9 protein-coding genes are annotated in these 14,011 nt (G+C 37.9%); 4 read left to right on the forward strand and 5 right to left on the reverse strand.

All coding sequences use genetic code 11. The annotated features are described in order from the left end of the window. Positions 1-886 (forward strand): RluA family pseudouridine synthase (locus tag AB1444_00870; protein ID MEW6525200.1); only part of this gene is annotated, 886 nt, incomplete at its 5' end. Beyond that, positions 855-1,379 (forward strand): DUF4416 family protein, encoded by a 525-nt coding sequence (locus AB1444_00875; GenBank protein MEW6525201.1) that lies wholly within the window; start codon positions 855-857, stop codon positions 1,377-1,379. The genes AB1444_00870 and AB1444_00875, both read left to right, overlap by 32 nt. 3 nt (positions 1,380-1,382) lie before the next feature. Here the strand turns inward: AB1444_00875 and AB1444_00880 are convergent, their stop codons facing one another. The 4 genes from AB1444_00880 to AB1444_00895 form a co-directional block, all read right to left on the reverse strand. Further along, positions 1,383-2,447, reverse strand: a complete 1,065-nt coding sequence (locus tag AB1444_00880) for a tetratricopeptide repeat protein (protein ID MEW6525202.1) — start codon at positions 2,445-2,447, stop codon at positions 1,383-1,385. Between the two features lie 461 nt (positions 2,448-2,908). Further along, positions 2,909-4,450: an ATP-binding protein gene (locus tag AB1444_00885; GenBank protein ID MEW6525203.1), complete on the reverse strand. Its 1,542-nt coding sequence runs from the start codon at positions 4,448-4,450 to the stop codon at positions 2,909-2,911. Positions 4,451-4,947: 497 nt separating this feature from the next. Then, positions 4,948-6,147 carry a hypothetical protein gene (locus tag AB1444_00890; GenBank protein MEW6525204.1) on the reverse strand — a complete coding sequence of 400 codons (1,200 nt, stop codon included), beginning with the start codon at positions 6,145-6,147 and terminating at the stop codon, positions 4,948-4,950. Positions 6,148-6,682: 535 nt separating this feature from the next. After that, complete coding sequence (locus tag AB1444_00895; protein MEW6525205.1) at positions 6,683-7,312, reverse strand: TetR/AcrR family transcriptional regulator; 630 nt, start codon at positions 7,310-7,312, stop codon at positions 6,683-6,685. Between the two features lie 485 nt (positions 7,313-7,797). On the opposite strand from AB1444_00895, the gene AB1444_00900 reads away from it, so the two are divergent. Then, positions 7,798-10,368 (forward strand): PQQ-binding-like beta-propeller repeat protein, encoded by a 2,571-nt coding sequence (locus AB1444_00900; GenBank protein ID MEW6525206.1) that lies wholly within the window; start codon positions 7,798-7,800, stop codon positions 10,366-10,368. Positions 10,369-10,381: 13 nt separating this feature from the next. After that, positions 10,382-13,033, forward strand: a complete 2,652-nt coding sequence (locus tag AB1444_00905; protein MEW6525207.1) for a cation-translocating P-type ATPase — start codon at positions 10,382-10,384, stop codon at positions 13,031-13,033. Between the two features lie 27 nt (positions 13,034-13,060). On the opposite strand, the gene AB1444_00910 is transcribed toward AB1444_00905, so the two are convergent. Further along, on the reverse strand, positions 13,061-13,711 hold the full coding sequence (locus AB1444_00910) for a response regulator transcription factor (GenBank protein MEW6525208.1): 651 nt from the start codon (positions 13,709-13,711) through the stop codon (positions 13,061-13,063). Between the last annotated feature and the right edge of the window lie 300 nt (positions 13,712-14,011).

Raw genomic sequence — 14,011 nt, forward strand, 5'->3', positions numbered from 1 at the left:
AGGCCGTTTTACTTATCTTTCTCGCTCACGATGGCAAAAAGAAATCAAAAGCGGTAAAATATATGTTAATAATATACCGATAACTATCCCTCATTATATTGTATATCAGCACTATATCATTGAATACAAACGTCACTCCGTTGAAGAACCCACTGTTGACCCCACGTACACCATACTCTATGAAGATGACTACATCATCGCAGTTAATAAAAGCGGCAATCTTCCCACTCACCCTGCTGGCAAATATTTCCACAACACTCTTACCATGCTATTGTGGTCTAACACAGGCATTCAGTGCATGCCGCTCAACCGCTTAGATCGCGAAACATCGGGCGTGGTAGTGCTTGCCAAAAGTGGTCGCATTGCGTCAGCATTTTTACAATACTCAAATACTATCTCCAAAATATATTATGCGATAGTTATCGGTAATTGTTCCTTTTCCAGGCTAACAGTTGACACCCCAATAGGAATATCACAGGACTCACGTATCCGAAAAAAGCGCACAGCGTATACAAATGCACAGTGGCACGCAGTTACCCATTTCACCGTCATTAAGCACTATCATGATTACACACTCATTAAAGCAGAGCCCCAAACAGGCCGCACTCATCAGATACGTGTACATTGTGAACACATAGGCCACCCAATAGCTGGCGATACAATGTACTGTAGCCGTGATAATGATTTCATTGAATACATACAATCACAAGGCAACATAAAGCGCCCATTTCCTCGCTGTGCCCTCCATGCACGCATGTATCGCTTATACCATCCATTTTTGCAAAAGATGATTGCAATAAAAGCACCATTGCCCCAGGATATGCGTACATTTTTATTACAATTAGAGAGCGCCGATGGCTCAACCAACAATACCACCAAAAGCTAAACTGTTCATAGGGCTATTAACCGCCCGTGATGATGTTTTGTTTCATACCATAAACATACTACAAAAGAAATATGGCACCATTGATCTGCAATCAAACCCAATACCCTTTTCGCATACTGATTACTATAGTACAATTGGTAAAAATTTATTCAAGGTATTCATAAGCTTTGAAAAACTTATCAACAGGGAAGATATAGCAAAAATAAAATTATTTACCAATAAGGTAGAAAATAAATTTTTACACAATGGCAACCGCACCATAAATATTGACCCTGGCTATCTTACCCTTTCCAATGTTTTTTTAGCATCATGCAAGGATTATTTTCATCGAGTGTATATAGGCAAAGGTGTGTATGTGGAAAATGAATATCGTTATGTGGCAAAACATTACCAGCCCTGGGAATGGACATATCCCGATTACCGCAAAAAGGAATACCTCCAATTTTTTGAAACATTGCGTTCAATCTATTATGAACAGATTAAGCAACGATAATGTTTAGTATAACATAAAATCAACAGGCGGATCAATAATTGCATATTGAAAAAATTGTAAAAGCTGCATAGCAACATCTTCTACATTTTCTACAGTGCCAAGTGTTGCAGTAAGCATGTCTTTTCCTGCCTGTGCATTCTTTTTACCTGCACACAGTGCCCTGAGCACAGCAGCAAAGATATTATTATTTTGTATCTTCAACACACTGTTACATGCTGCTAGCGCTGCGTCGTAATCTTTTAGTGTAAAGTGTTCATATGCTAAAAGCATCAGGGCTTCAACATGTTTTTTGTTCTTCTGTAAAGCTTTAGTACAATCAGCAATACACCCATTATGGTTACTCAGAGCAAAATACGCACTGGCTCTGTTGTAGTACACTCTGTCTTCATCCAGCCCCAGTTGCAATGCCCTCCCCCAGTATTCCACAGCTTCATCATATTTTTGCTGCTGATACATGCTGCACGCATACACATCACATCCGCGGGCAAAGTTTGGCTTGTCGTCTATGGCTTTGTTAGCCCACGCTGCTGCATGTACATAATCCAGGTTATGATAGTACAAAAGCGCAATATTGTAACTTATAAACGCGTTATAGGTATTAGTTCTATGAGCCAATAAAAAGTGCGATAGTGCCTGCTGCCATTGCCTGCGCACAGCATACACATAGCCAATAGCATTCAGTGCGCGCGAATACGCTGGCTCCAACGCAAGTGCAATGTAGAGATTATTCAAAGCATCATCAGGTTTGTTTTGATTAATATTGTTTATGGCTGCAAAATAAAAAATTTCTTTAACTGGTGGATATTTTTTTGTATACTCATCAATATGTTTGTTCATAAAGCTATAGTACCCATTCAGATACAATGTGTTAATGGTTGCCAGAAGATCCGTCATGCCTATATAATCAACTGAAGCCTTAATCACTTCACCACGCGGTATAGCAAGCACCTCGTCCCTCCGTATGGCAAATGTATTGCTATCATTGCCTATGATTAACATAATTATTGTACAAAATAACCTGATCAACTTTGCATTAACTATTTTATACATCCTAATGTCATTATGCATTGAAAAAGAATCCCTCTTAAAAATACAATTTTAGCTTTTCATTTTCTGATCATTTATTACCAATGAATCTAAATACCACAATTAAAAATTCTTTATTTTATTTCAAACGATATTTATTACTTTAGCATTCCCACTGCATAATGTTTTCATTTCAATTGAACTACTATATTCTTTCTCTATAGACAACTCTTTTAAAAAACATTTTACACACAGTTTCCACTTACTTAAAAGTACTGGTAACACAAAATCATTATACAAAAAGGCAAATCTTACCATAGAGATCAAAAAGATTAAAGCTGAGTGGCATTTGGAGATTCAAAAAGTCCGGATTGAGATTCACATAGTAAAAATCTGATATTTTGAAGTGGCACCCTGGATTGCTCCTTACCCAGACTCTTACTATTGTTGGAATCATTGCCGGTTTGTTCCAGGTGTTAAAGTGAATCATTCATAAGAAATACCTACATCCTCTCCCACTGATAAAACACGATATTCCGTTGCTCTTTGCTAAACTCAATCCCTATGATATATATTTCACTGCTATTATTTTTATATTTCTCATAATATCGTTTCTCTTTTATCTGCTGTAAGGCTTTCCCTTCTCCCTTGTCTTCCACAACCTTAAATTCCACAATATATGCCCTATTGTTCCACAATACCGTTAAATCAATCCTCCCCGTAGTGGTGGTATCCTCCGCTACCACGGTTAATCCTGCTCCATTCAATAATGCATATACTACCGAGGCATAGTACCCTTCATACTCCTGTATGTTATTCTTACGGTACCAATCCACAGGAAAACTTGCAAAAAAACTATAGAGTATATCCTTTATTTTATCGATATTGCCCTCGCGTAAAGAAAGTAGCAAATCTATTTTTGTTCCATCTTTCTTAACAGGATCAGGAGTTAAATAGGTTAAAAAAGCATCATTGAAACTTTTCCGTACCTCCAAATTTGGATATGTTAACACATATATTGTGTTGCTATCTATCCGCAATACATCCTTTATGGTAAGATACCCCGATTGAAACAAAAGATTTTCTGGAAATATATAATCTATATCAAGATTGGATAGTAGTTCCTCACCTACTTTGAGCTCCTCCAATTTTGGCACATAATACGCATTCTTCTGAAATAGCTTTATCAAAAATGTTGGTGTCCCTGTCTCAAACCAGTACGGCCTAAACATCTTCTTGGAAAATAACAGCAATATGTCAAAAGGATTGTACACTCGTTCACCAAGCCAGCTATACCCGTTATACCACACCTTTAGGGCTTCTTTATCAAAATCCTTTACCCTGTTTTCAAAAACAGTCTCAAGCTCACTCTGAGTATACCCACAAAGCGTTGCAAAGTCAGGATCTAATGTGATGTCATTTAATTGATTTAATCCGCTGAATATCGACACCTTTGAAAATCGCGATACCCCTGTTAAAAATACAAGCTTTATATATGCATCCAGCGGCTTTATGACGCTATATAGATTCTTCAATACATCCCGTATGGCAATAGCCTTTTCTATATTATCTATCCTGTCAAGTATTGGCTTGTCATACTCATCTATTAAAATTACTACCTTATGCTTATAATGCGCTTGCGCTTTCAGTATCAAATCCTCAAACGCTGTCCTGTAATCATCATCAACATTTGCGCTTATCCCTAAATTTTCAAAATTACGTCCAATTTGAACCTTTATCCATTTCTCCAATGTACCAGCATCATCAACTAACCCGCCTCCAAAATCAATATTCAGTACAGGATAGGTTTGACTCCAATCCCAATTATCATACAAATACAGCCCTTTAAAAAGCTCACGCTTCCCAAGGAATGCTTGCTTTATGGTATCAAGAAACAGGGATTTACCAAAACGCCGGGGACGGGAAAGAAAATAATATTTGCCCTCATTTGAAAGTTTTGCCACAAAGTAAGTCTTGTCCACATAGTAATATCCACCAGTGGCTATCTCCTCAAAGCTCTGTATTCCAATGGGCAGTTTCTTCATATCTTCTTCCCTGGTAATTTTTGTCTATAGTATTATTAATTGCTATAATTGTCAATCGTAAAGAGTAACGGATTGTTGTTTTGAGATTGCTTCGTCACTTCGCTCCTCGCAATGACATGGTGGTCGGGATTGACACATGCTTTCGCCACTCGCAATAACAGTTTGCCGTAGTTTCATTGCGAGCATAGCACTTGTCCTGAGTGCTTCGACAAGCTCAGTAACCGATTGTTGAAGGGAAGCAATCCCAATACCATGAAAGGCAGGATTGCTTTGCCCCTATTGCTTGGGGACTGGCAATGACATGGGAGGGATAAGAACCATCCCTGGTCAGTGTGGTAATCCTTAAATACCGGTATTGCTGGTTTTAGTTGTTTTTTTATGCGACAATTTATTTCACATTAACATTAATTGTAATTGCCCATAAATTAATTTTTTTAAAAAAAAAGAGGTGTCTTTTATGACACCCCTTTTTAAGATCTCTGGTTTCTTTTAAATAATTAAATGAATATCTGGCACTGTACTGTTACCTGCTTATTTTTGAAATCATCGGTTTCATCTTTTAACTGCTGGGCGTATTCAACCTTAATATTGGCATTGTGGCCTTTAATGTAGTAGTTTAGTCCACCTGCAATCTCCGAAACCTTACCATCTACCCCACCAACTTCAATCTTTTTATAGTAATACCGAGCAACTGGCTGCCATGTGCCATTGATAAGGAATCCACCTTCAGCAAAATACATCTTCAGTTTTTCCGGATAAATTGTAGTACCACCAACTGTAACTGATGAAAATGGAGTGTTTTTTACATCAACGTATGCACCCTGCAGTGTTAACACATTATTTGCTGCAATAGGATGGTCAAAATAAAAATCCACTGTCCAAGCAGTATAGTCTTCATCTTTTTTATTCAGATCACCTGTATATGTAAAAGCATCGTAAGCATCCTTTTGATAATCCAAACCAAAGCCAAAGCTTATAATGCTCTTTTTGCCCAAATAGTTGCCACTGTAGAAAAAGCCATCCTCAGCATCTTTTAAGTTTATCTGTACTCTACCGGTTATTCGTGGCATATCATTTTTATTTAAGGTATACCGATACACATTTGGAGTTAATGGATTAGAGTCATCATCCCAGGTAATCTGTGTCCTATCCTTTCCATCCCATACACCAATGCGGTAATCAACAAGGCCATTTGCAAGCAATCCTCTGAATTCAATACCGGTATCACGCCATACATTGCCTCCAACAGGAACTACTGCAGCGGTATAATCAGCACACAATAATGTGGCAGCCGACTGCCTGTCATGATGCATAAAGGGAAGTAGTATGTGGCCAAAAGCAATCTTTAATTCTTTTGCAATGGTAAAATCAATGTAAGCATCCTGTGTATAAAGATTTTTACCAGTGTTATTATCTTCAAAATTTGGTGCATCAGTTTCCATGAAGAACTCAACACCCTGAGCAGCCTGACCCTTTACAATAACGCGTGAGCGGCGTATCTTTGCGTCTTTTGACCAGTAATCACTTTCAGGATTACCATCTTTGTAGAGTGAATATGCCTGTACCTGTAATAAATAGTGCAGCTCTAAATACTGATCGTCCCCAAAAGTAAACTTTGCAATGCTATCTGCCGCAAAAGTAGGCGCTGCCAGACCAACAACCAGCGCAATCGCAACCAAAAGTTTTGAAAGCTTCATAAAAAATCCTCCTAAAAATTTTTGTTAATGTTACCGTAAAAAGTAAGTATTTAAAACAAATTTTTGCTTATATATATTTAATATTTATTTTTTCAATAACTTTTTTTTAAAATATGCATGCATACAATCTTTTAAATATTCATATTTATGTAAATAAAAATCCCAAACTGCATTATTTTTCTTTGTTGCTTTGGGTTGTATTTTTTAACATTACCATTTTTTATTTAAAACATCTGAGTGTATGTACTTGCAAAATGTGTATACATCAAGCTCTTGTGCAACATAATAACAATTAAATATGCACTCATTATAATCCTGTTCACAATCATCTTTACAATACCCATAGTCCGGCGAACTTATATTATATTGTAGTTTACAATATTGCTCACATTCACCATAACGGTCAGCACATATCTTTGCACACCGCTCAGCATCAGGGTTGCTTTCACAGTGCAAAAGAACACTACACAATGAAATTACAAAGCATAACACTGCCAAGCGTCTCATATCTACCTTACCAAAAGTAAGTTGTATTTTAATGGATTATCCCCTTTACTACCGCGTCCATCATCTGTGTAATCAATTCATCCACAGTATACCCTGTGAATGCTGTACTCTTTTTTACCTCCAGAATTAGAACACCGTCAATCATTCCCCACAGCGTTACCGCTGTTTTTAATGGATCGATTTTTTTTAATTCACCTTTGTGTATTCCTTCTTCAATCACAAAAGCCACAATTTTTAATAAAGCTAAAGTGCGCTCTTTTAGCTCTTTTACCAAACGAGTGTCATAAAAAAATTCTGAATTCCCTAAATGCAAAATTTCGGTAATATAAAAATAATCGGTATAATCCTTAAAAAATGATACATACGCACGTGCCAGTGCATAGAGTCTATCAATGGAGCTTTTCCCTGCAGCCTGTAAGGCATCCTGCAATAGTTTTTCTAAAATATCGATGCCATCCTGATTCAACTGGCGGTATATAGCAATCTTATTGGCAAAATAAAGATAAAAAGCTGCTGGACTCAATTGTGCCTTTTTTGTTATCATTTCCACAGTAGTACCCTTAAATCCATTTTTTGAAAACAAATGCAATGCAGCTTTTTTTAGTTGCTCCTTCCGGTATTCTTTTTCACTTCCTGTTCGTGCACGCTGTTTTTTCATTTTATTTAACTATCGCAAAATTTAATCAAGTTATTTCCACCATGATTGGAAAACCATTGCATACCGTAAGTTTTAAAAAATTGAGCCAGTTATCATACCATGAGAATTCAGGATCTCTCAATGAAAATATTTAGATTGTGTTTATTATAGTGCAAATATGAAATACTCCCATAATGATATATACCATTATTAAATAAATAATATTATTAAAAAATTTTCCAAAAACTTCACTATTGTGCATTATTGTTACTATGTTCATAAATTCTACGAATGGGTATAAACAGCAAAAAAAATCAATAATAAAGCAAATTATCTATTGACAAAATAAATAAATGAATATTTAGTTATTTTGATAAGCGTTTAATTATTGAATAGCCATACCATTACTATTGTATTTTCAGAATGAAAGTTTTTGGGTATATTGTTCAGGTCGTGAGTATCAATAAATTTTTGATAATACACTTTATATTTAAAAAGGTTATCTCATGAAACTATCGTACACATTCAAAAAGCGTCATATTCTATACCTTCTTGTTTTTATGGCAATTCTCTACTACTTTTTTGCAACGTATCCTTTTGGCAGCTATCAGGTCTATCCTGAAAAACTATCGCCAAAAAATAAAGGCTACTATGACATTCCTCTTGACCCTAAAAGTCCCTGGCCAAAATTCAGGGCAAACAGCCTGCAAAATGGAAGAAGCGCTGTAAAACCAACGTATACCCATACACTGCGTCCATGGGTATTTAAAACAGGCAAAGGTATATTCAGCTCACCGGTTGTTGATGCTGACGGTACCGTATACATTGGCTCTGCCGATCATTACTTCTACGCTATACGTGAAAACGGCTCACTCAAATGGAAAATAAAAACAGGCGAGATCATTGATTCATCAGCGCTCCTTGATGACAGGGGATTTGTATATGTGGGCAGTGGCGATAGTTATGTGTATTGTATCAACAGTGAGACAGGCACCATTGTATGGAAACACAAAGCGCATACCGTACAGGAAGTGTGGGAAGAATTTAAGATAAAAACATACAACGTCAACTGGTTTGAAGGCAATATTGGCATGCTTCCTGATGGCAGCATCATTGCCCCTAACGATAACTATCTGGTATACCTGATTGACCGCCAAAACGGCAAACGAATAACACAATTCCCTGCCAATGAAATGATATGGTCGCTTCCTGCGGTAAACACAAAAACAGGGAAGATGTTTTTTGGCACTCAGTTTATGGCACTCAAGAATATCTATTGTTATAACTATCGCACACAAACCATAGAATGGACAAATGGTGGGCTTGGCTCTAACGCTGCATCACCGCTGCTTACCAACACTCACAAGAAAGGCCTTGTCATTGTAGGAGGTTATGATGGTTATGTGCGGGCATATGCGCAGGATAGTGGCAAACAGGTATGGAAACAGGGCCTGCGTGACCATATCTATGCAAGTGCTGCTCAGCTTTCAAACGGGCTTATCATTCAACCTTGCGCAGATGGCACCATCTATGCACTCAATCCGCAAAACGGTAGCATAGTGTGGGCATTTGACACATTGGAGCCCATACGTTCATCAGCAGCCATTGATGGCAATGACACAATATATGTTGGTTCGGGCGAAGGCAAGCTTTTCTGCCTTAATCCTGATGGTACATTGCGTTGGTCATACCTGTGCATTGATGAAGACCGCAATGATTTAAACAGCTCTCCTGCACTGGGACCAAACGGTGTATACATTGGTGGTGAAAACGGGGGCGTGTTTTTTATTCCCTATGATTATCCTTTGCACCATGCTAATAGCGATACAAACTGTTATACTGGTAAAAGTGAAGCACTCCCTGACGATGGCCCCTTTTTAGTATATACCACTAATTTTGGCAAACTGTTACCTCAACCGCCTGCTACCATTGATGCTAATCAGCCACTTGCTTTCACCCTCTTTGTGCGCAAAAACGGTGACACACTCAAATCAGCCATTGATAGGGATTCTTTAACAGTAGCAGTTACAGGAAAACCCAGATATCGCATTGATGTTTCTGCCAACAAACAGTTTTTTGTAATAACCCCACAGGAAACGTGGGTTAACCAGAATGGTGGCACCATAACCATTTCTATTAAAGGAAAATACATTACTGGCATGAACCGGTTTGGGCTCAAGTTTTTTGGAGGGAGTACAGCAGGCACTTTTGATGTTTCGTATTCATTTGCGATAGCTCCGTACAAAGGTGTTTTGCCATATAGGTATCCACAATTCATTGGCCAACCTCAGACAGTGTTTGAATTCAAACGATTAGCTGCTCCAAACCCTACCATGCTTCCTTCATGGAATCAGATTGGTTTTGATTCGCTCCATTATGTTGGCGGTATTGTCAGCAAAACCACCGGTGGGCTTATTGTGTGGGTAGTTGGTGGAAGACTCAAAGATGGCAAAACGGTGGTGGACCCCAGTCTTGAAGCACGCTATCCATTATATTTGCACAGTGAAGGAAGGTGTGTAACTCTCTACAACTACGATGGATTCAAGATTAATTTTATTGGTTCATGGGATATGCCCTTTGGGATGTATCGTTTATCAACAACAGCCAATCACTTAACAGGAACTATCGCACAATCCCCAGCATTAGTAGCTATAGCACTGGGTGATGAGATTGAATTTTATGGGCGCTTTCTTAAACTCATGGGCATGACCGAATTTGATACAGGCCACATGGCGGTATTTGGTGGCTGTAACATGAGTCTGCATGGCAGCGGTATTGCTACTATGCCACAGGGTGTTGGTACTGTACACTTTGAAGCAGGCAAAACGTATATAAAAGCATTATTGAAACATTCTGGCTTAAAGAAGAATGAGCACGTTTATAGCATTATGGTTGTTGATGTTAAAACGGGAAATCCACTACCACTGTATTACACCAAGCGCACCAACGTTAAGGATATAGACAATATTGTACAGGAAATTTCCGTTGAATTTGACAAAGGCCAGGTGAATGGGAAGGTGAAAGCATACTGTATTGTGGACACCTATCCGGTTGCCTGGCAAATATTGCAATTATAGAAAGGAAAGACGTATGAACTGGCACACAATGCCTGTTGAAGAAGTATTCACTTCCTTAAAAACTTCAGATAAAGGAATTACCCAAGAAGAGGCCCAATCCCGCCTTAGTACCTATGGCTTTAATGAATTAAAAGAAAAAAAGAAAATAACGCCGTTAATGATGCTCCTACACCAATTTACTGATTTCATGATACTGGTATTGATAGCAGCGGCTTTGCTTTCAGGGTTTTTAGGTGAGATTTCTGACACTATAGCCATTATAGTTATTGTAGTGCTCAATGCTATCATAGGTTTTGTGCAGGAATATCGTGCTGAAAAGGCCATGGAAGCATTGAAGAAAATGTCGGCTCCTATGGCAACCGTCATACGTGATGGAACCCCTGTAAATATCCCTGCCCGCCAAATCGTTCCTGGTGATATCGTTTTACTGGAAGCAGGTAAGATAGTCCCTGCTGATTTGCGGCTCATAGAAGCTGCCCAGTTAAAAATTGAAGAAGCAGCATTAACGGGTGAATCAGTTCCTATTGAAAAACAAATACAGCCAATAAATGAGATAAATCTACCATTGGGTGACCGAAAAAACATGGCATATAATGGCACAATTGTTACCTATGGAAGGGGAAGTGGTGTTGCCGTTGCCACAGGAATGAATACTGAATTAGGCAAAATTGCAACAATGCTGCAGGAAGAAGAAGAAGTAAAAACACCATTGCAAAAGCGGTTAGCAGTATTTGGCAAAAAACTTTCCATAGCAGTTCTGGTTATCTGTGCAGTTATTTTTGGGGTGGGACTTTTACGTGGCGAAGAACCACTGCGCATGCTTTTGACTGCAATTTCACTTGCCGTTGCAGCAATACCCGAAGCACTTCCTGCAGTAATCACCATTTCGCTTGCTCTGGGCGCTCGAAAGATGGTAAATCAAAACGCTCTTATCCGCAAACTTCCTGCTGTAGAAACTTTAGGTTCGGTCACATATATTTGTTCAGACAAGACAGGTACGCTTACACAAAACAAGATGACTGTTGAAACTATTTTTGTTAATAACACATTATTTACTACAACGCAATCACTTAAGGACAACCACAGCAAAAGTACACAGTTATTTTTCTTTGCCCTGGCTCTTAATAATGATGCCATACGCGATGCATCTGGCGCACTGTTAGGGGATCCAACCGAAACCGCACTGTATCACTTTGCCTATACCAATTTGTTTGATAAAGCTTTACTGTCGCAAACGCTTCCCCGTGTAGCAGAAATACCTTTTGATTCTGAAAGGAAGTGCATGACCACTATTCATCAAAACACAAGCAAGGAAGTAACCCAATCATCGTATATAGTATTTACCAAAGGAGCCATTGATACCATCATAGATATAACCAACACCATGATGATTCATTCAGAGATAGTACCCATCAATAAAGATGAAATTTTAAAAGTGGCTGAACAACTCTCTGAGCAAGGACTACGGGTGCTGGGAATTGCATCAAAATTTGTTGATACTCTTCCTTCTTCAATATCTCCGGACATCGTTGAATCAAATCTTACTTTGTTAGGGCTTGTTGGTATGATTGATCCTCCCCGACAGGAAGTACAACACGCTGTGTCTGAATGTAAATCAGCAGGTATCAAGCCAGTTATGATTACCGGTGACCATCCACTGACAGCAAAAGCCATAGCAGAGCGCCTTGGCATTATTGATGAAAATCGTCCGCATATTATAACAGGTAAGGAATTGCAGGAGCTATCGTTTGAAGAATTTGAACAAAAGGTAGAATATATAAGTGTTTATGCAAGGGTTGCCCCAGAACAAAAGCTAAAGATTGTAAAAGCATTACAGGATAAAGGTCAATTTATTGCCATGACTGGTGATGGTGTCAATGATGCACCCGCTTTGAAGCGCGCAGATATTGGTGTTGCAATGGGAATTACAGGAACTGATGTTTCAAAGCAGGCGGCACATATGATTTTGCTTGATGACAATTTTGCAACCATTGTGAAAGCAGTCAAAGAAGGTAGAAGGATATTTGACAACATCAGAAAATTTATAAAATACACTATGACAAGCAATTCAGGTGAAATATGGACAATATTTTTAGCTCCATTTTTTGGCTTACCCATACCACTGCTTCCTATACACATTTTATGGATAAATCTTGTTACCGATGGGCTGCCCGGGCTTGCTTTGGCTTCTGAACCTGAAGAAAAAGGAATCATGCAACGCCCACCACGTCATCCGCAGGAAAGCATTTTTGCTCATGGACTTGGTGCTCACATACTATGGGTGGGAATGCTCATGGGAATTGTTTCTATTATTACACAAGCACTTTCCATTAAATCATGGAATGCTCACTGGCAAACCATGGTATTTACAGTGCTCTGTTTAAACCAGATGGGACATGTGCTAGCTATACGCTCGGAAAAAGAGTCTTTATTTACGCTTGGCATTTTATCAAACAAACCACTGCTGGGCGCTTTTATACTTACTTTTGTGCTGCAAATGGCAACCATATACGTTCCCTATCTCAATGGGATTTTTAAAACACATCCATTAACTTTTGAGGAATTGAGCATAACACTTGCATTATCATCAGTGGTATTTATTGCCGTGGAAATTGAAAAAATTTTTAAACGTAAAAAAAGTACAAGGGGCGATAGAAACTTATAAAAAAATTACTGGTTTCATTATCTATAATTAAATCATTGCCATGTAGTACGCATACTTGATAAGACCAACATGGCTGGTGATACCCAATTTTGCCATGATGTTTGATTTGTGGTTGCGTACAGTTTTTTCGCTAATTCCAAGCATGTTAGCAATGTCTTTTGTTGAATACTCTTTTGCAATAAGCTGCAAAACTTCTTTTTCCCGCTTTAAAAGAGCACATAGTCTTTTTGATGTTTTGTTTTTTACCAATATATCTTCAAGCACTTCATCAGGCAACTGTGGTGCATAAAAACTATTATGAACCATAACATGAAATATTGCAGCCACCAGATGTGATATTGCAATGGATTTTGACAAAAAAGCTGAAGCTCCTGCTGCCAGGGCACTTGCAGCAAGCGAGTCATTAAAATAACCTGAAAGAATGATAATTTTTACAACAGGCATTACTTTTAATATATATTTACTGGCTTCAATGCCATTTTCATTTTTAAGTCGCACATCAATAATCAGCACATCAGGTTTTGTTGCTTTGATATTTTCAACAGAAGAGGATATGTTTTCAGATGTGCCAACAACACTAATATTATCAACAAGCTCTAAGCTCTGAGCCAGGGTATCCCGTACAAGGTTTTCATCTTCAATAATAAAAACCTTTATAAGCTCTGGTACAATTGCCATATAGTTAATCCATTTTTTCTATATATTGTGTTTTATTATACATCATAGCCTGTTTTAGTCAATAGGCAAATGTCCTAAATTATTGCTGTTTTTTTATCAAAATTAATCATTTTTAGTGTTATACGTCATTTTTTTATTTTTTCTACTTTAAAATGCTTATAATTCTGGTAAAAATCATAAAATCTATTCACTCAATAATTCATCAAAAGTAACCAATAATTATATATATTCTTTATGCTTCACGTAATTTTGCTATAATTTGATAAGATATAATAATACACTATTGGCACAAGGGTAGTT

Source organism: Spirochaetota bacterium (assembly GCA_040756435.1).
GTDB lineage: Bacteria > Spirochaetota > UBA4802 > UBA4802 > UB4802 > UBA4802.